The organism is Enterobacter sp. BIDMC 29 (assembly GCF_019378755.1).
In the GTDB taxonomy this organism is placed as follows: Bacteria; Pseudomonadota; Gammaproteobacteria; order Enterobacterales; family Enterobacteriaceae; genus Enterobacter; species Enterobacter ludwigii.
This window is the reverse complement of the sequence record NZ_CP080000.1, coordinates 4,840,940-4,860,377: the sequence shown is the minus strand read 5'-3', so window position 1 is coordinate 4,860,377 and position 19,438 is coordinate 4,840,940. Positions and strand designations below refer to the sequence as shown.

Annotated in this window: 18 protein-coding genes and 1 riboswitch; of the genes, 9 read left to right on the top strand and 9 right to left on the bottom strand. The window is 54.3% G+C overall.

Annotated elements, in window-relative coordinates; translation table 11 throughout:
* Positions 1-4 precede the first annotated feature (4 nt).
* From ftsL to leuO, 7 genes are all read right to left on the bottom strand, one after another.
* Complete coding sequence (gene ftsL / locus JTA15_RS21135) at positions 5-370, bottom strand: cell division protein FtsL (protein WP_008501989.1); 366 nt, start codon at positions 368-370, stop codon at positions 5-7.
* Positions 367-1,308 carry a 16S rRNA (cytosine(1402)-N(4))-methyltransferase RsmH gene (gene rsmH, locus JTA15_RS21130; protein ID WP_219372691.1) on the bottom strand — a complete coding sequence of 314 codons (942 nt, stop codon included), beginning with the start codon at positions 1,306-1,308 and terminating at the stop codon, positions 367-369. The genes ftsL and rsmH overlap by 4 nt, the downstream gene beginning before the upstream one ends.
* A 2-nt stretch (positions 1,309-1,310) precedes the next feature.
* The gene (mraZ, locus tag JTA15_RS21125) at positions 1,311-1,769 is read right to left on the bottom strand and encodes a division/cell wall cluster transcriptional repressor MraZ (RefSeq protein ID WP_025205427.1); all 459 of its coding nucleotides are present in this window, start codon (positions 1,767-1,769) and stop codon (positions 1,311-1,313) included.
* 598 nt (positions 1,770-2,367) lie between these two features.
* On the bottom strand, positions 2,368-3,375 hold the full coding sequence (gene cra, locus JTA15_RS21120) for a catabolite repressor/activator (protein ID WP_014168621.1): 1,008 nt from the start codon (positions 3,373-3,375) through the stop codon (positions 2,368-2,370).
* Between the two features lie 179 nt (positions 3,376-3,554).
* A complete protein-coding gene (ilvN, locus tag JTA15_RS21115) occupies positions 3,555-4,046 on the bottom strand; it encodes an acetolactate synthase small subunit (protein ID WP_003856371.1) in 492 nt (163 codons plus the stop codon).
* Between the two features lies 1 nt (position 4,047).
* Entirely contained in the window at positions 4,048-5,772 is a 1,725-nt protein-coding gene (gene ilvI, locus JTA15_RS21110) for an acetolactate synthase 3 large subunit (protein WP_219372690.1), read from the bottom strand.
* A gap of 380 nt (positions 5,773-6,152) precedes the next feature.
* Positions 6,153-7,097 (bottom strand): transcriptional regulator LeuO, encoded by a 945-nt coding sequence (leuO, locus tag JTA15_RS21105; protein ID WP_032669418.1) that lies wholly within the window; start codon positions 7,095-7,097, stop codon positions 6,153-6,155.
* Between the two features lie 635 nt (positions 7,098-7,732).
* Between leuO and leuL the strand changes: the two genes are divergently transcribed.
* The 5 genes from leuL (at position 7,733) to leuD (ending at position 12,592) form a co-directional block, all read left to right on the top strand.
* The gene (leuL, locus tag JTA15_RS21975) at positions 7,733-7,819 is read left to right on the top strand and encodes a leu operon leader peptide (RefSeq protein ID WP_071530973.1); all 87 of its coding nucleotides are present in this window, start codon (positions 7,733-7,735) and stop codon (positions 7,817-7,819) included.
* 91 nt (positions 7,820-7,910) lie between these two features.
* On the top strand, positions 7,911-9,482 hold the full coding sequence (gene leuA, locus JTA15_RS21095) for a 2-isopropylmalate synthase (RefSeq protein WP_014168617.1): 1,572 nt from the start codon (positions 7,911-7,913) through the stop codon (positions 9,480-9,482).
* Positions 9,482-10,573: a 3-isopropylmalate dehydrogenase gene (leuB, locus tag JTA15_RS21090; RefSeq protein ID WP_020882572.1), complete on the top strand. Its 1,092-nt coding sequence runs from the start codon at positions 9,482-9,484 to the stop codon at positions 10,571-10,573. The genes leuA and leuB overlap by 1 nt, the downstream gene beginning before the upstream one ends.
* A 2-nt stretch (positions 10,574-10,575) precedes the next feature.
* Positions 10,576-11,976, top strand: coding sequence for a 3-isopropylmalate dehydratase large subunit (leuC, locus tag JTA15_RS21085; RefSeq protein ID WP_020882571.1), 1,401 nt, complete (start codon positions 10,576-10,578; stop codon positions 11,974-11,976).
* 10 nt (positions 11,977-11,986) lie between these two features.
* The gene (gene leuD, locus JTA15_RS21080; protein ID WP_014168614.1) at positions 11,987-12,592 is read left to right on the top strand and encodes a 3-isopropylmalate dehydratase small subunit; all 606 of its coding nucleotides are present in this window, start codon (positions 11,987-11,989) and stop codon (positions 12,590-12,592) included.
* A gap of 201 nt (positions 12,593-12,793) precedes the next feature.
* Here the strand turns inward: leuD and JTA15_RS21075 are convergent, their stop codons facing one another.
* Together JTA15_RS21075 and sgrT are read right to left on the bottom strand one after the other, a co-directional pair.
* Entirely contained in the window at positions 12,794-13,972 is a 1,179-nt protein-coding gene (locus JTA15_RS21075; protein ID WP_020882570.1) for a sugar efflux transporter, read from the bottom strand.
* Between the two features lie 119 nt (positions 13,973-14,091).
* Positions 14,092-14,244 carry a glucose uptake inhibitor SgrT gene (gene sgrT / locus JTA15_RS21070; protein WP_014168612.1) on the bottom strand — a complete coding sequence of 51 codons (153 nt, stop codon included), beginning with the start codon at positions 14,242-14,244 and terminating at the stop codon, positions 14,092-14,094.
* Positions 14,245-14,332: 88 nt separating this feature from the next.
* Here sgrT and sgrR point away from each other — a divergent pair, with 88 nt between their 5' ends.
* From sgrR to thiQ, 4 genes are all read left to right on the top strand, one after another.
* Positions 14,333-15,988, top strand: coding sequence for an HTH-type transcriptional regulator SgrR (gene sgrR / locus JTA15_RS21065; RefSeq protein WP_014168611.1), 1,656 nt, complete (start codon positions 14,333-14,335; stop codon positions 15,986-15,988).
* A 36-nt stretch (positions 15,989-16,024) separates the two neighbouring features.
* Positions 16,025-16,125, top strand: a riboswitch (TPP riboswitch).
* A 31-nt stretch (positions 16,126-16,156) separates the two neighbouring features.
* Entirely contained in the window at positions 16,157-17,140 is a 984-nt protein-coding gene (gene thiB, locus JTA15_RS21060) for a thiamine ABC transporter substrate binding subunit (protein ID WP_181239590.1), read from the top strand.
* The gene (thiP, locus tag JTA15_RS21055; RefSeq protein WP_219372689.1) at positions 17,116-18,726 is read left to right on the top strand and encodes a thiamine/thiamine pyrophosphate ABC transporter permease ThiP; all 1,611 of its coding nucleotides are present in this window, start codon (positions 17,116-17,118) and stop codon (positions 18,724-18,726) included. The genes thiB and thiP overlap by 25 nt, the downstream gene beginning before the upstream one ends.
* On the top strand, positions 18,710-19,411 hold the full coding sequence (thiQ, locus tag JTA15_RS21050) for a thiamine ABC transporter ATP-binding protein ThiQ (protein WP_219372688.1): 702 nt from the start codon (positions 18,710-18,712) through the stop codon (positions 19,409-19,411). The genes thiP and thiQ overlap by 17 nt, the downstream gene beginning before the upstream one ends.
* Positions 19,412-19,438 lie beyond the last annotated feature (27 nt).

Genomic DNA, 19,438 nt, shown 5'->3' with positions numbered 1-19,438 from the left:
TCCCTTATTTTTGTACTACAATATTTTCCTGAGAAGGATCAACATGCTGCAATTGCAGCTTTTCCGTTGCGATCCGTTCAACCCGGCTGTGATCGCCGAGCGCATTTTCTTCAAGGATCAGGTTTCGCCATTCAATATCCAGCGCATCGCGTTCCAGTACCATCTGCTCGCGTTGCGCAGTTAATAAGCGTGTGTGGTGGGCAGTCGTGACCACCGTGACGGCCGTGACAATGATGCAAATGAACAGACAGAGTGGCAGTTTCCCAAACCGCAAAAGATCGTCGCCGATCACGCCAGGCAAGGCATGGCGCTCGTTGCTTCCTAACGAATCCTTAACTTTGCTTAGGGTCTCTGTCACTCTGCCGATCATGCGTTCGTCCTCTCTGCAACACGCAGCACTGAACTACGGGCGCGTGGATTCTGTGCCACTTCTTCTTCGCCCGGCATCAACTTGCCTAATGCTCGCAACTGACGGCCACCCAGCTTCCTGAGTTGTTCTTCCGTCATCGGCAGCCCCGCTGGAACCTGTGGACCGCGGCTTTGTTCACGCATAAAGCGCTTCACAATGCGGTCTTCCAGCGAATGGAAGCTGATGATGGATAACCGCCCACCCGGGGCCAGCACGTCGAGCGAGCTTTTTAGCGCCAGCTCTATTTCCTCCAGTTCACTGTTTACCCAGATGCGAACCGCCTGGAAGGTACGGGTCGCGGGATGTTTGTGCTTATCCTTCACCGGCGTCGCTGCCGCGATCACCTCGGCCAGCTCTTTCGTGCGGGTCATCGGCTCAATGCGGTTACGCTCAACGATGGCGCGCGCGATACGCTTGCCAAAACGCTCCTCGCCGAAGGTTTTGATCACCCAAGCAATATCCGCTTCGTCCGCGGTCTGTAACCACTCGGCGGCAGACTGACCGCGAGTAGGATCCATGCGCATGTCCAGCGGACCATCGCGCATAAAGGAGAAGCCGCGTTCAGCATCATCAAGCTGGGGTGAAGAGACGCCAAGATCGAGAAGGATTCCGTCGATCTTGCCCGTCAGGCCACGCTCGGCAACATATTCAGCGAGCGCAGAGAAAGGTCCATGCACGATGGAAAAGCGTGGGTCATCGATGGTTTGCGCAACGGCAATCGCCTGCGGATCGCGATCGATTGCCAGCAGACGCCCTTCCGCTCCAAGCTGGGAGAGGATTAAGCGCGAGTGGCCACCGCGACCAAAAGTGCCATCAATGTAGATGCCGTCCGGACGAATATTCAGGCCGTTAACGGCCTCATCCAGCAGCACCGTTTTATGTTTGTAATTTTCCATCATATTTATAGAGACAAGTCCTGCAGCCGTTCCGATAATGTCGCGGAATCAGACTGCTCAGCGTCGATATCTTCCTTGACCTGTTGATACCAGGTCGTTTCATCCCACAGTTCAAACTTGTTGAACTGCCCGACCAGCATCACTTCTTTGGTCAGACCGGCATGTTGCCGTAACACAGGGGCAATCAGTAACCGGCCTGCGCTATCCATCTGACATTCACTGGCATGTCCCAATAACAACCGCTGCACGCGGCGTTCCTGCGGGTTCATGCTCGACAGTCGCGACAGCTTTTGCTCAATAATTTCCCATTCAGGTAAGGGGTAAAGCAGCAGGCAGGGGGAGTTGATGTCAATGGTGCAAACCATTTGACCCGTAGCGTTCTCAATCAGCTGGTCGCGGTATCGGGTTGGTACCGATAAACGCCCTTTGCTGTCGAGATTGACTAACGTAGCTCCACGGAACATGCCAGTCTCACCCCTCCTCACCACTTTAACCCACAAATTCCCACCTAAAGGAGTTTACGGAGCGAGGGAAAAGCTTGTCAAGCCAGGACTCTCCCTATACAGGCCCGAAAGGCCTCTATTTACAGAGATAAACAGTCCTGGTTAATAACTGCACAACTGGCGAGGCAAAATTAACGTTATGAATATTTGTAAGAAAAAAACCGAATATGCACACTAGCGTTAAGGCTCACTCAATATCATCGCAGATAAATATAAAGTGTCAGTTTGCGACGCGGGCAGCATTTTATGACAGATTCTCAGGGGATAACAGCGCCAGATTCACCCCAGGGCTCGCGAAACGCGGCGGTTGCCGTGCAAGCTGGCACAGGAGAAGGAAAAACGTCTGAATATTCATCGCCGGAAGAGGGTTTGTAACAAAATAATACAAAGACAGGCATTTAAAATCGTTTAAACGTCCTTTAAAGGAACCATTAAACGCCAAAATGAATTAAGAAAAATAGCAGAAGGTAAATTCGCAAGAATTATCCTAATTTCTCTACGGGAATTATCCCGGCGAATTATTTCGTCAAAAGGGGGCAGATTTCTCCGCCCCGTCATTTCATTTATGGCGGCTCAGAATTCCGCGATGGTAAAGATTACGTTTAATTCGCGTCAGACCCGGCTTCGGTTTACGCGGCTCGTCCAGACTTGCCAGCACAATTTCCAGCACGCGTTCAGCCACATCACGATGGCGTTGAGCCACCGCCAGAACCGGGCACTGGAGGAAGTCGAGCAGCTCGTTATCACCGAAGGTCGCGATGGCCAGGTCGGAAGGCAGTTTACCCTCACGGCGTAAGGTCACATCCATCACCCCCTGCAGCAGAGCAAATGAGGTGGTGAATAGCGCCTGCGGCATCGGGTGCGTTTCCAGCCATTTCTCGAAAAGCTGTGCGGCCGCTTCACGTTCATAGCTGTTGGCATAGAGGTAGTGCACCTCACGGGGATCGTCTTTCCAGGCGGTTCTGAACCCCTGTTCACGCAGGAAGCTGACTGACAGTTCAGGCAGCGCCCCCAGATACAGCACCGTTTCAGCCGGGAAGGTTCTCAGCTCTGCCGCCAGCATCTCGGCATCATCCTGATCGGCACCGACGACGCTCGTGAAATGCTCCCTGTCGAGCGCACGATCCAGCGCCACAATCGGGAATGGGTCGTTCGCCCAGCGCTGATAAAACGGGTGTTCAGGCGGTAAAGAGGTGGAGACGATGATGGCATCGACCTGACGCTGGAGCAGATGCTCAATACAGCGCATCTCGTTGTCGGGCTGGTCTTCCGAGCAGGCAATCAGCAACTGATAACCACGCTGGCGCGCCTGACGTTCAAGATAGTTGGCGATACGGGTATAGCTGGTGTTTTCCAGATCCGGGATCACCAGGCCAATAGAGCGGGTGCGTCCGGCACGCAGGCCAGCTGCGACAGCATTCGGATGGTAGTTATGTTCACGAACCACCGCCATAACTTTTTCAACGGTCTTATCGCTGACACGGTACTGCTTTGCTTTACCGTTAATCACATAGCTGGCCGTTGTTCGTGACACGCCGGCTAGCCGGGCGATTTCATCCAGTTTCACAATTGCCCCTTAAAAAATGAAAAGAGTCCATGGCCTTGGCAAGGTTATGGTTAAATCTTTTAACATCTAAACGCAGAATAGCCTTCGCGGCAACCGCTTTTATCTCTGTTGTCGGCTGATTACACAAAAAAAAGCCCGGCTTTGGTGACCGGGCAGAAAGAGGCGAACCTTTTAGACAACTAACGCATGATCTTATCGCCGCGTGACAGGCCAACAACACCCGATCTCGCAACCTCAACAATTTTTGCCACATCCCGTACAGATGCCAGGAAGGCATCCAGCTTGTCACTCGTTCCGGCCAGCTGAACCGTATATATAGAAGGCGTGACGTCTATAATCTGCCCACGGAAGATATCCGTGTTACGTTTCACTTCCTCGCGCCCGTAACCGCTGGCCTGGATTTTCACCAGCATGACCTCTCGCTCAACGTAGGCACCCTGCCCCAGCTCGCTGACGCGCAGAACATCGACCAGCTTATGCAGCTGTTTCTCGATCTGCTCAAGCACTTTGGCATCGCCGACGGTCTGGATGGTCATGCGCGACAGCGTCGGATCGTCAGTCGGCGCAACGGTCAGGCTTTCAATGTTATAGCCGCGCTGTGCAAAAAGGCCAATGACGCGCGACAGTGCGCCAGACTCGTTTTCCAGTAAAACAGATAATATCCGGCGCATATCAGGTTCTCTCCGTTTTGCTTAACCACATTTCATCCATACCACCACCGCGAATATGCATCGGGTATACGTGCTCGGTGCCATCAACAATGACATCCATAAAAACGAGGCGGTTATTTTTAACGTGCTCAAGCGCTTCACCGAGCTTCGTTTCGAGCTCTGCCGGATCGGTCACTCGCATCCCAATATGGCCGTAGGCTTCAGCCAGACGAACAAAGTCAGGCAGTGACGTCATGTAGGACTGAGAGTGACGACCAGAGTAGATCATATCCTGCCACTGCTTCACCATCCCGAGATAACCGTTATTCAGGTTCAGCACCAGTACCGGCAGCTCATACTGAAGGGCCGTCGACAGCTCCTGGATGTTCATCTGAATACTGCCGTCTCCCGTCACGCAGACGACGGTTTCGTCAGGCAGAGCCAGCTTGACGCCCAGTGCGGCAGGCAAGCCAAAGCCCATCGTTCCTAACCCTCCGGAGTTAATCCAGTGGCGCGGTTTATCAAACGGATAATAAAGGGCCGCGAACATCTGATGCTGACCCACGTCAGACGTCACGTATGCCTCGCCTTTCGTCAGCCGCCAGATAGTTTCGATCACCGCCTGCGGCTTAATGCTGTCGCTTTGCGTGTCATACTTCAGGCACTGACGCGCGCGCCATTGTTCGATCTGCTGCCACCAGTCACGGATCTCATCCAGCGGCTGGGAAGGGGGCTCCTGTGCCAGCAGATCCAACATTTGCTCCAGCACCTGGCGGGCATCACCGACGATCGGCACATCCGCAGACACCGTTTTCGAAATAGAAGTGGGATCGATATCAATATGAAGCACGGTGGCGTTCGGGCAGTATTTCGCCAGATTGTTGGTGGTGCGATCGTCAAAGCGCACGCCGACGGCAAAGATCACATCGGAATGGTGCATCGTCATGTTGGCTTCATAGGTACCGTGCATACCCAGCATCCCCAGAGCCTGACGGTGAGTTGCCGGGAAAGCGCCCAGCCCCATCAGCGACGACGCAACGGGAAGATTGAGTTTCTCGATAAACTCCCGAAGCTGCCCTTCACAGGCAGAATTGATTGCCCCACCACCGACATAGACTACCGGTTTTTTGGCGGCCAGCAGCGTTTGCAAGGCACGTTTGATCTGCCCCTTGTGGCCCTGCGTCGTTGGGTTGTATGAGCGCATACTCACCGACTCCGGCCAGACATAAGGAAGCTTGTTCGCCGGGTTCAAGATATCTTTCGGCAGATCGACCACCACCGGGCCGGGACGCCCGCTTGCTGCCAGCCAGAAGGCTTTTTTCAATATCCCCGGGATGTCTTCAGTTTGCTTAACCAGGAAGCTGTGCTTCACAACGGGACGTGAAATTCCCACCATGTCGCACTCCTGGAACGCGTCGTAGCCGATCAGTGACGTCGCCACCTGGCCGGATAGAATAACCAGCGGGATAGAGTCCATATACGCCGTGGCAATGCCGGTGATGGCGTTTGTCGCGCCGGGACCGGACGTCACTAATACCACGCCTACTTCACCTGTCGCGCGGGCCAGCCCGTCAGCCATATGCACCGCCGCCTGCTCGTGGCGTACTAAAACATGGTCAATGCCGCCTACCGTATGAAGCGCATCATAAATATCCAGGACTGCGCCTCCGGGATAACCGAACACTTGCTTCACGCCCTGATCGATTAACGATCGGACGACCATTTCCGCGCCAGACAACATCTCCATGCTTTGCCTCCAGGCATTTTGTTATAGACGAGATGCAGAATTCATTTCCGCACCGTCTTACGACTGGGTTAAACCAATCTTATATTTTGCAGAGTGATCGTTACCTTAACCGCTCGTTATGAGGCAGGCAATTAGCAGACCGGGTGAGCTAAACGGTTCGCAAAGCAGAAAAAACAGGTATTAAGGAAGGATATGGTCAATTCATCTGGTATTAGAGGATGAGATGATTAATCATCGCTGAAAAGCGCGTCGATTCAGGAAATCATCTATTTTTGCGAGCCAGAGAGCAGTAAGAAAAAATTCACAACAGAATAAAATAACAATAACAGAGAAAAAACCAGGATAAATCACACGCGAGGATGCAATTTATCCTGATGCGCTTATCGACGGCAAATACTGATCAGTAACTCTTCCATCCACTGGTGCCCTTTATCCCGACCGGCGGCTTCATGCCAGGAGAGATAGCAGGTACGGCTATTCAGCTTGAGCGGCAACGGCAACATTTGCAGTTGTAGTTGACCGGAAAACTCTTCAGCCAGCCAGCGTGGTGCAATAGCCACCAGATGTGTCTGCGAGACCACGTTCAATACGCTGACCATTGCCATTCCCTGATAAGCAACGCTTGCCTGTTTATCCGCCGTGTCATACCACGGCAGGCTAAAGGAAGCATATCTGTCGAGCGCAACAACAGCATGCTGCTCGCTATAAACGTCACTTTCCCGAAGCGGAGAATTGAGTCGGGGGTGTTTTTTACTGGCGACCAACACCATTTCATCTTTAAAGAGCGGAACGCAAGAAAATTCAGGACGTCGAAATTCTTCATATCCCAGAACGAACTCGGTCTCCTGGTAGCGTAACTGATGCTCTGTGTTTTGATTTAAGGATGATTTAAAAACCAGATGGATATTGGGAGCGATCTCTTCAACTTTATTATAAATAATCGACGTCAAATAATTATCTAACGGACTGCAAACACAAAGATTGAATACACGCTCACTGCTTAAAGGTTCAAAGCCTGACCCTGGCAGCTCGTTCTGAACCAGCTGCAACGCCTGACGGATAGAGCCGAATAACTGGAATGCCCGTGCGGTAGGCTGTATTCCTCTCCCGTAACGAACGAATAACTCGTCGTTAAACATAACCTTAAGTCTGGCAACAGCATTACTGACCGCGGGCTGAGACATCCCCAACGTATGGGCCGCCCGGGTGATATTCTGCTCCTGCATGACAGCATCAAATACCGTGAGCAGATTAAGGTCCACCGTACGTAACTGCGGTTTAATCCCATCAGTAGTTTGAGGTTGTTTAATATTAATTTCTGGCACTTCTGACTCCACTGTCACGCTACACTCCCTTTGCCAACGTACTGTAATAATTCCGAAGAATATGATTTACCATGCATATACGATCAGCGAAAGAGAATTATTTTAAATTCGGAAAATATAAAGAACAGTTTAGCGAAAATGACTTTTCTTCGCTGACAAACGATAAAATAAACACCACTGCAAATGATATACTTCACTTTAGGATTTGAATGAAACCATAAACTAGACCAATATACAATCGCCAGCGGGTTAATGATGTCTTAAGTATTATTAAACTGTTATTGCAACCCCGATTAAATAAGTTAACAATCTGTAATAACCATTAGACATCCGAAGTGATAAAAAACATTCACCGCATTTATAACTTAATGATATCAAACCCATTTGCGTCCCACACAATTGGGTAGCGAACTTTTAATTTATTCATCACAATTATATTCAATTATTTCTGCAACCTTTTTCTCAGTCCAAAATTAGACAATTTGTAGGGTCGGAAAAGCAAAACCCAGCACAATTAGCTAAAGCACATATCCTGTCAACCAGGCCAGCCGGGTGCGTTTTTGCCTGCAGGGGTTGACATGCACAGTCGTATCCAGTACCACTAAAAGCATATTGAATTTAACGGAGCACGATTCATGATTCGCACCATTCGTTTCACCGGTCTACTACTACTAAACGCATCCACTGTGCGCGGTAGACTGGCGGGCGAAATTCAGCGTTGAATCGTCACCAGTAAGACTAAAAACCCGCGCCACTGCGCGGGTTTTTTTATGCTCGTAGCAAGGCGCCCTAAGACTGACAAGGACCTAACCCATGAGCCAGCAAGTCATTATTTTCGATACAACTTTACGTGACGGTGAACAGGCATTACAGGCAAGCCTGAGTGTGAAAGAGAAACTGCAGATCGCGCTGGCTCTCGAACGTATGGGTGTCGACGTGATGGAGGTCGGTTTCCCTGTCTCTTCTCCGGGTGACTTCGAATCCGTGCAGACCATTGCGCGTACCATTAAGAACAGCCGCGTCTGTGGCCTGGCACGCTGTGTGGAAAAAGATATCGATGTTGCAGCCGAGTCGTTGAAGGTTGCCGAAGCATTCCGTATTCATACCTTTATTGCTACCTCTCCTATGCACATTGCCACCAAGCTGCGCAGCACGCTGGATGAGGTCATTGAGCGCGCGGTCTACATGGTCAAACGTGCCCGTAACTACACGGATGACGTTGAATTCTCCTGTGAAGATGCTGGCCGTACGCCGATTGAAGATTTGGCGCGCGTGGTGGAAGCTGCCATCAATGCGGGCGCTAAAACCATCAATATCCCGGACACTGTCGGCTACACCATGCCGTTTGAGTTCTCCAACATCATTACCGGTCTGTATGAACGCGTACCAAACATTGATCAAGCGATTATCTCCGTACATACCCACGATGACCTGGGGCTGGCCGTTGGCAACGCCATCGCTGCGGTGCACGCCGGTGCACGTCAGGTAGAAGGCGCGATGAACGGCATCGGTGAACGTGCAGGTAACTGTTCACTGGAAGAAGTGATCATGGCGATCAAAGTGCGCAAAGACATCATGAACGTGCATACCCGCATCAATCACAACGAAATCTGGCGTACCAGCCAGACCGTCAGCCAGATCTGCAACATGCCGATCCCGGCTAACAAGGCGATTGTGGGTACTGGCGCCTTTGCGCACTCCTCCGGTATTCATCAGGATGGCGTGCTGAAAAACCGTGAAAACTACGAAATCATGACCCCGGAATCCATCGGCCTGAACCAGGTTCAGTTGAACCTGACCTCCCGTTCCGGTCGTGCGGCGGTGAAACACCGTATGGAAGAGATGGGTTATAAGGACAGCGATTACAACATGGATCAGCTGTACGACGCCTTCCTGAAGCTGGCCGATAAAAAAGGTCAGGTATTCGACTATGACCTGGAAGCGCTGGCCTTCATCAATAAACAGCAGGAAGAGCCTGAGCACTTCCGCCTCGATTACTTCAGCGTGCAGTCAGGCTCCAGCGACATTGCGACTGCCTCGGTCAAACTGGCCTGTGGCGAAGACATTAAGGCCGAAGCGGCAAACGGCAATGGCCCGGTTGATGCCATTTACCGCGCAATTAACCGCGTCACCGAGTACGACGTAGAGCTGGTGAAATATGACCTGACGGCCAAGGGCCACGGTGAGAATGCCCTGGGTCAGGTTGATATCGTGGTCACCCACAATGGCCGTCGTTTCCACGGTGTGGGCCTGGCGACGGATATTGTTGAATCCTCCGCGAAGGCGATGGTCCACGTGCTGAACAACATCTGGCGCGCCGCTGAAGTTGAAAAAGAGTTGCAACGCAAAGCTCAGAATAAAGAGAACAACAAGGAAACCGTGTAATGTCGAAGAATTACCATATTGCTGTGTTACCGGGTGACGGTATTGGCCCGGAAGTGATGGCACAGGCGCTGAAAGTACTGGAAGCCGTTCGTTCGCGTTTTGCGATGAAAATCTCCACCAGCCACTATGATGTGGGCGGTATCGCCATCGATAATCACGGTACTCCGCTGCCAAAAGCGACCGTTGAAGGGTGTGAAAATGCGGATGCAGTGCTGTTTGGCTCCGTGGGTGGCCCTAAATGGGAACACCTTCCGCCCGCCGGGCAGCCTGAGCGAGGCGCGCTGCTGCCACTGCGTAAACATTTTAAATTGTTCAGCAACCTGCGTCCGGCGAAGCTGTACCAGGGGCTGGAAACGTTCTGTCCGCTGCGTGCAGATATCGCGGCTAACGGCTTTGACATCCTGTGCGTGCGTGAACTGACCGGCGGGATCTACTTCGGGCAGCCTAAAGGGCGCGAAGGCAGCGGTCAGCATGAAAAAGCCTTTGATACCGAGGTCTATCACCGTTTTGAAATTGAACGTATCGCCCATATCGCCTTTGAGTCGGCGCGCAAACGCCGCCATAAAGTGACGTCTATCGATAAAGCGAACGTTCTGCAGTCTTCTATTTTGTGGCGTGAAATCGTCAGTGAAGTCGCGAAACAGTATCCGGATGTCGAACTGTCCCATATGTACATCGACAACGCGACCATGCAGCTGATTAAAGATCCGTCGCAGTTTGACGTTCTGCTGTGTTCCAACCTGTTCGGCGATATTCTCTCGGACGAATGCGCAATGATCACAGGCTCTATGGGGATGTTGCCATCAGCCAGCCTCAATGAAGAGGGATTTGGCCTGTACGAACCTGCAGGCGGCTCCGCGCCCGATATCGCCGGCAAAAACATTGCCAACCCGATTGCGCAGATCCTCTCCCTGGCCTTGCTGTTGCGCTACAGCCTTGATGCCGGTGATGCAGCAACCGCAATTGAAAACGCCATTAACCGTGCGTTAGAAGAAGGTGTCCGTACCGGTGATTTAGCACGCGGCACGGCGGCAGTCAGTACCGATGAAATGGGCGACATTATTGCCCGCTATGTCGCTGAAGGGGTGTAATCATGGCGAAAACGTTATATGAAAAATTGTTTGATGCGCACGTAGTTTACGAGGCACCAAACGAAACCCCACTGTTGTATATCGATCGCCATCTGGTGCACGAGGTTACCTCCCCTCAGGCATTCGACGGGCTGCGTGCGCATAAGCGCCCGGTGCGCCAGCCAGGTAAAACCTTCGCGACAATGGATCACAACGTCTCCACGCAAACCAAAGATATCAATGCGTCGGGCGAAATGGCGCGTATCCAGATGCAGGAGCTGATCAAAAACTGCAACGAATTTGGCGTCGAGCTCTACGATCTGAACCACCCGTATCAGGGTATCGTCCACGTGATGGGGCCAGAACAAGGCATCACCCTGCCAGGCATGACCATTGTCTGCGGTGACTCCCACACGGCCACCCACGGCGCGTTTGGGGCCCTGGCGTTCGGTATTGGTACCTCTGAAGTCGAACATGTTCTGGCGACGCAGACCCTGAAACAGGGCCGCGCCAAAACCATGAAGATTGAAGTGAAAGGCAAAGCGGCCCCGGGCATTACCGCCAAAGACATCGTGCTGGCCATCATCGGTAAAACCGGCAGCGCAGGCGGCACCGGTCACGTGGTGGAATTCTGCGGTGAAGCCATCCAGGCACTGAGCATGGAGGGCCGAATGACGCTCTGCAACATGGCCATTGAGATGGGGGCAAAAGCGGGCCTGGTTGCGCCAGACGAAACAACCTTCAGCTATGTGAAGGGCCGTCTGCACGCGCCGAAAGACCAGGATTTTATTGAGGCGGTTGCGTACTGGAAAACCCTGAAAACCGACGATGGTGCGACGTTTGACACCGTGGTTACGCTGCAGGCGGAAGACATTGCGCCACAGGTCACCTGGGGAACCAACCCGGGCCAGGTGATTTCCGTTAACGATAATATTCCTGACCCGGCCTCTTTCAGCGATCCGGTCGAGCGCGCCAGTGCGGAAAAAGCGCTGGCCTATATGGGTCTGAAGCCAGGCATTCCGTTGACTGACGTGACCATTGATAAAGTGTTTATCGGCTCCTGCACCAACTCCCGTATCGAAGATTTACGCGCGGCGGCCGAGATTGCCAAAGGCCGTAAAGTGGCACCGGGCGTTCAGGCGCTGGTCGTGCCGGGTTCCGGCCCGGTGAAAGCCCAGGCGGAAGCTGAAGGCCTGGATAAGATCTTTATCGAAGCGGGCTTCGAATGGCGCCTGCCTGGCTGCTCCATGTGCCTGGCCATGAACAATGACCGCCTGAATCCTGGCGAGCGTTGTGCCTCCACCAGTAACCGTAACTTTGAAGGCCGTCAGGGCCGCGGTGGGCGTACTCACCTGGTCAGCCCGGCAATGGCCGCCGCTGCGGCAGTGACCGGTCATTTCGCCGATATTCGCAGCCTGAAATAAGGAGACAATCATGGCAGAGAAATTTACCCAACATACGGGCCGGGTTGTCCCACTGGACGCCGCTAACGTCGACACTGACGCCATCATTCCAAAGCAGTTTTTGCAGAAGGTGACCCGTACCGGGTTTGGCGCGCATCTGTTTAACGACTGGCGTTTCCTGGACGACAAAGGCGAAGTGCCCAATCCCGAGTTCGTGCTGAACTTCCCGGAGTTTAAAGGCGCATCGATTCTGCTGGCGCGTGAAAACTTTGGCTGCGGCTCTTCCCGTGAACATGCACCCTGGGCGCTCACCGACTACGGGTTTAAAGTGGTTATCGCCCCAAGCTTTGCCGATATCTTCTACGGCAACAGCTTCAATAACCAGCTGCTGCCGGTGACGCTGAGCGATGCGCAAGTGGACGAATTGTTCGCCCTGGTGAAGGCAAATCCTGGGATTTCGTTTGAAGTGGATCTGGAAGCGGAAGTGGTGAAAGCGGGTGATAAATCCTACAGCTTCAGCATTGACGCCTTTCGTCGTCACTGCATGCTGAATGGCCTGGACAGTATTGGCCTGACGCTGCAGCACGAAGATGCCATCTCCGCCTATGAGCAAAAACAGCCTGCGTTTATGGGGTAGGCTGCGTACCATCCCGGTGAAGATCAACATCGTCCAACAAAATGGTGCAGTACACCATCAATGTTAATTGATGTGGGCCTCATTACTGTTTGCCTCTTGCGTCAGCCTGAGGCAAACAGCCTCGGCTGACGCCACGCGCGCTATGCGCCTTCTCAGACCCTGTCAGAAAATCGTTTTATTGCGTGAAGCCGCCTTTCAGAATCACACATCTTTTACCCGGCAGGTTAGCACCAGCGTCACCACGGAAATGGCCGCAATCATCCAGTACACTGACGCGTGACCGTAGGTTTGTGACAACGCCCCCTGAATCACCCCTGCCAGAATAACGCCCGTTGAAATGCTGTTGGTAAAGAGCGTAGTGGCAGAGCCTGCCCGTCCCGGCATTAAGTCCTGGAACCAGAGCATCCCAATCCCGGCCACGATGCCAATAAACACGGCGTTAAACAGCTGCAGCGCAAGCAGTGCTTCGCGCGAATGGAAGACGATCAGCCCCAGATAAAAAAGCACTCCCGCCGCCACGGCGACGATCATCATGCGGCGTTTTCCAAAACGCTTAACGTAATAACCCGCCAGGATCATCGCCGGAATTTCCAGGCCGGCAGCCGTCCCCATCAGGATCCCCGCAAGCTTGTCCGGCAACCCCAGATCGCTGCTGATCCACAGCGGCATATCAATGATGTACATGGTGTTGCAGGTCCACATCAGCATGGACGCGATAAACAGCATGCGGACGTTTTTATCCTGCCAGCCGCTCACCTGGGTGATGGGTTTATCGGTCGTCTGCTCCACTCGCGCCACCGAGGGTAGCGCAAAGGCAATCAGTATCAGGCTGATGACAAAAATGCCGGCAGCGATGGAAAACATGGTGGTAAAGCCATAGTTCAGCGCCAGCATAAACGCCAGCGGCGGGCCGATCACCCAGGCCAGAGAGAGCTGCGCACGCATGACCGAGCTGAACATCACCACTTCCCGCGCCGAGTTATCCGCGTATTCACGGGCCAGCGCGAACAGCTGCGGCATGGCGGTATTGGCGAGCGACGCCAGAAGCACGCCGCAGGTAATCAGCGTCAGGTAATGGCGATTGAAGGCAAACAGCAGCGCGTTACCCACGGCCATGGCGCAGCAAAAGAGGATCAGTTTGCGACGATCGCCCCGATTGTCCGATCGTTTTGCCAGTGCCAGACTGACCAGGATCCCGGCGATGGCGTTCACGGTATAAAACAGCCCCACCCAAAACGGCTGCGCCCCCACCTCACGGCTGAGAAACAGACTCAGCGTCGGAGCCTGCAATGCCCCCGCCACGCCCATCATAAAGGCCACCAGCATAAAAGCGGCATACACGCCGTTCAGGCGTCGCCCCATCGTCATCAACCAGAGCATGCGCAAGTCCTTGTGAAAGCGAATCGAAAGTGGGTGAATAGTAAACGAAAAAAGCCAGCAAAAACATTTTGCTGGCGGGTGATAAGCACCAATACTCAGTCACACATGATCGAGGCGAGTTAGCAAGAAGAGGTCGGTTTCGTAACGTCCCACTGCATCAGATCTTCCAGGATTTTCAACCGTTGCTCTGCACACTGGCGGGCCAGCCAGGACGCTCCCTGCGTCGCTGAAAAATAACGCTGATAAAACTGACGTGCGGTAGACCTCTTCATAATTTACCTCCTCACTTCATCGGGAAGAATTATTGGCCTAATATAGGGATTAATAAATTGCTGATTTTTTGTCAGGAGTTCCCCTTTTATGCCATCTGGTCGTCTGCAACAACAATTTATCCGCCTCTGGCAATGCTGCGAGGGGCGATCGCAGGAGACCACGCTGAACGAGCTGGCGGACCTGCTCAGCTGTTCGCGCCGGCACATGCGCACGCTGCTTAATACCATGCAGCAGCAGGGCTGGCTCAACTGGGAGGCCGAGGCGGGTCGCGGAAAACGCTCGCGCCTGACCTTCCTGTATACCGGGCTGGCGTTGCAGCAGCAGCGGGCGGAAGACCTGCTGGAACAGGACCGCATCGACCAACTGGTGCAGCTGGTGGGGGACAAAGCGGCAGTACGCCAGATGCTGGTGTCGCATCTCGGGCGCAGCTTTCGTCAGGGTCGCCACATTCTGCGGGTGCTCTACTATCGACCGATGAAAAACCTGTTACCCGGCACGGCGTTACGCCGCTCTGAAACCCATATGGCCCGACAAATATTCAGCGGCCTGACGCGCATAAATGAGGAAAATGGGGAACTGGAAGCGGATATTGCGCACCACTGGCAGCAACTTTCTCCTCTTCACTGGCGCTTCTTTCTACGTCCTGGTATTCATTTCCATCACGGCCGCGAGCTGGAGATGGTCGATGTGATTGCCTCTTTAGAGCGCGCCTGCACGCTACCGCTCTATTCCCATATTTCACGCGTTCACTCCCCTACGGCATGGACACTGGATGTTGAACTGTCTCAGCCGGACAAATGGCTTCCGTGGCTGCTGGGCTATGTACCGTCGATGATTTTGCCCGGTGAATGGGAATCGATGAATAATTTTGCCAGCCTGCCGATCGGCACCGGCCCCTACTCTGTATCGCGCAATAACAACAACCAGCTGAAAATCCGCGCTTTTGATGACTATTTTGGCTACCGGGCGCTGATCGACGAAGTGAACGTGTGGGTATTACCGGATCTCAATGAAGAGCTGAGCGCCGGGCTGACGCTGGAAGGGCCCACCACGGGCGAAAAGGCCGTGGAGAGCCGGCTCGAAGAAGGGTGCTACTACCTGCTGTTCGACAGCCGTACCCATCGCGGGGCAAACCATGAGGTGCGCAAATGGATAAGCCACGTGTTGTCGCCCTCCAGCCTGATTTATCATGCGGAGGAGCAGTACCAAACCTACTGGTTCCCGGCGTATGGTCTGCTTCCTCGCTGGCATCACGCCCGTCCGACATACTGCGACAAGCCCGCCGGGCTGGAGTCCATCACCCTGACCTACTATCGCGAGCACGTTGAGCACCGCTTTATCGCCAGAATCATGACCCGACTGCTGGCCGCCGTTGGGGTGAGGCTGGATGTCAAAGAGGTGGATTACGATGAATGGCATCAGGGGGAGATCGTCAGCGACATCTGGCTTAACAGCGCCAACTTTACCCTGCCGCTTGATTTCTCGCTCTTCTCTCATCTGTATGAGGTCCCGCTTATCCAGCACTGCATAGACCGGGACTGGCAGCAGGACGCGGCACGCTGGCGCGCCGGCGACATGAATCTGGCCTCATGGTGCCAGCAGTTGCTGGCTGAACAAGCGATCGTGCCGTTAATCCACCACTGGCTGATGATCCAGGGGCAGCGTAGTATGCGCGGTGTCAGAATGAATACGCTGGGCTGGTTTGATTTTAAATCCGCCTGGTTTTCGCCGCCGGAGCCATAACACTTTCGTAATATTTGCCAAATCATTACAATAGCGCCGTTCTCAACGGGGTGCTGCATCACTGATGTGCGCTGAGATAATACCCGTCGAACCTGATCCGGATAACGCCGGCGAAGGGATTTGAGGCTGTCACTCAAAATCCTTTGCCACTCAACCTTGAGGTGCAAAGTGTTAAAAAAAGTTCTCCCCCTTCTGGCGCTGTTTGCGCTGCCTGCTGTCGCGAAGCCCGTCCTGACAGTCTACACCTACGACTCCTTCTCAGCCGACTGGGGTCCGGGCCCGGTGGTGAAAAAAGCCTTTGAAGCTGACTGTCAGTGCGAACTGAAGTTTGTGGCGCTGGAAGATGGCGTCTCGCTGCTTAACCGCCTGCGCATGGAAGGCAAAAACAGTAAAGCCGATGTGGTGCTTGGGCTGGATAACAACCTGCTGGAGGCCGCCTCGAAAACCAGACTATTTGCCAAAAGCGGCGTCGCCACCGATGCCGTCAGCGTCCCGGGCGGCTGGCAGAACGACACCTTTGTGCCGTTCGATTACGGTTATTTCGCGTTTGTTTACGACAAAAACAAGCTTAAAAACCCGCCGAAAAGCCTGAAGGAACTGGTCGAAAGCGAGCATAAATGGCGCGTTATTTATGAAGATCCTCGCACCAGTACGCCAGGCCTGGGTCTGCTGCTGTGGATGCAGAAAGTCTACGGCGATGACGCTCCGCAAGCGTGGCAGAAGCTGGCCGCCAAAACCGTCACCGTGACAAAAGGCTGGAGTGAAGCCTACGGTCTGTTCCTGAAAGGGGAAAGTGATCTGGTTCTGAGCTACACCACCTCCCCGGCTTACCACATTATCGCCGAGAAGAAAGACAATTACGCCGCCGCCGGTTTTGCTGAAGGGCACTATCTGCAGGTCGAAGTGGCAGCCCGCACGGCATCCAGCAAACAGCCCGAACTGGCTGAGAAGTTCCTGAAATTTATGGTCTCCCCGGCATTCCAGAACGCGATTCCAGCGGGTAACTGGATGTACCCCGTGACCAGCGTGACGTTACCAGCGGGCTTTGAGAAACTGACCAAACCGCAAACCTCGCTGGAGTTTACGCCTCAGCAGGTTGCCGCGCAGCGAGCAGCATGGGTAAGTGAATGGCAACGCGCCGTCAGCCGTTAATTCCCGGCTGGTTAATTCCTGGGCTGCTCGCCGCCATATTGATGGTGGCGGTCAGTCTGGGCGCATTCCTTGCCTTATGGTTTAACGCGCCAGAGAGCGACCTGTTCGCGCTCTGGCACGACAGTTATCTCTGGCACGTTATCCGTTTCTCTTTCTGGCAGGCCTTTCTCTCTGCGCTGCTGTCGGTTATCCCCGCCATTTTCCTGGCACGCGCGCTTTATCGCCGCCGTTTCCCCGGCAGGCAGGCCCTGCTGCGCCTGTGCGCCATGACGCTGATCCTGCCGGTCCTGGTGGCCGTGTTTGGCATCCTGAGCGTCTATGGCCGTCAGGGGTGGCTGGCTTCACTTTTCAGCCTGATGGGTCTGGAGTGGCGCTTCTCGCCCTACGGACTGAAGGGCATTCTGCTGGCGCACATCTTTTTCAATATGCCGATGGCGACCAGACTCTTTTTACAGGCACTGGAAAACATCCCCGGTGAACAGCGCCAGCTTGCCGCCCAGTTGGGCATGCGCGGCGTATCCTTCTTCCGCCTGGTCGAATGGCCGTGGCTGCGTCGTCAGATCCCGCCGGTTGCGGCTCTGATCTTTATGCTCTGTTTCGCCAGTTTTGCCACCGTGCTTTCACTCGGCGGCGGCCCGCAGGCCACCACCATCGAACTGGCAATTTACCAGGCGCTCAGTTACGACTATGACCCCGGCCGCGCCGCGCTGCTGGCGATGGTGCAGATGGTTTGCTGCCTGTGCCTTGTGCTGCTGAGCCAGCGTCTGAGCAAAGCCATCCCGCCGGGCAGTAATCAGATAACCGGCTGGCGCGACCCGCAGGACAGCATGCATAGCCGGATCGCTGATCTGCTGCTTATCACGCTGGCGCTGCTGCTTCTGCTTCCGCCGCTGATGGCCGTCATCGTCGATGGCCTGAACCTGAATCTCGTTACCGTGTTGCAGCAGCCCGTTCTCTGGCAGGCAACGTGGACCTCGTTACGGATCGCGCTCGCCGCCGGGCTGCTGTGTGTCATGCTGACCATGATGCTTTTATGGAGCAGCCGCGAGCTTTATGCGCGTCAGGCCCGTAAAGCCGGGCACGCCCTGGAGCTGACAGGCATGCTGATCCTGGCGATGCCCGGCATTGTACTGGCGACGGGGTTCTTTTTACTGTTCAACAGCACTATTGGCCTGCCGGAAAACGCCGACGGCATCGTGATTTTCACCAATGCCCTGATGGCGATCCCCTACGCGCTGAAGGTGCTGGAAAATCCGATGCGAGACATCAACAGCCGCTACGCGCTGCTGTGCCAGTCGCTCGGTCTGCAGGGCTGGCAGCGGCTAAAGATTATCGAACTGCGTGCGCTGAAACGCCCGCTGGCCCAGGCCCTGGCCTTCGCCTGTGTGCTCTCAATTGGTGATTTTGGTGTCGTGGCGCTCTTCGGTAATGAAGATTTCCGCACCCTGCCGTACTGGCTGTACCAGCAAATTGGCTCCTATCGTAGCCAGGAGGGAGCCGTCACGGCGCTGCTGTTACTGGTGCTCTGCTTTGCCTTATTTACCGTTATCGAAAAACTTCCGGGGCGTAATGTTAAAACTGACTGATGTAACCTGGCTCTACCAGCATCTGCCAATGCGCTTCTCCCTTTCGGTTCGTCAGGGAGAGATGATTGCGGTTCTGGGTCCGAGCGGGGCCGGAAAGAGTACTTTGCTCAATCTGATTGCCGGTTTTCTGCAACCGGCGAGCGGGTCGATAGTGATTGAAAACCGCGACCATACGCGCACGCCACCCGCCCGACGTCCGGTGTCGATGCTGTTCCAGGAAAATAATCTGTTCATGCACCTGACGGTGCGGCAAAACATCGCCCTGGGTATGGATCCTGGCCTGAAACTCAACGACGGTCAGCGCCAGAAGCTGGAGCTGATTGCCGCTCAGATGGGCATTACCGCGTTTATTGATCGCCTCCCCGAAGCCCTCTCCGGCGGGCAGCGTCAGCGGGTGGCGCTGGCGCGCTGCCTGGTGCGCGAGCAGCCCATACTGCTTCTGGATGAGCCCTTCTCTGCACTCGATCCTGCCTTGCGCCAGGAGATGCTTACCCTGGTGCAGGACGTGTGCCAGCGTCAGCAACTGACAATGCTGATGGTTTCGCACAGCATTGAGGATGCCGCGCGGATTGCGCAACGATCGGTGGTCATTGCAGAAGGGCGAATTGCCTGGGATGGCGGCACAGAGGAACTGCTCAGTGGTCACGCAGGGGCGTCTTCATTGTTGGGCATTAGTGCGGGCTGACCCTCTCCCACGGGAGAGGGAAACAGA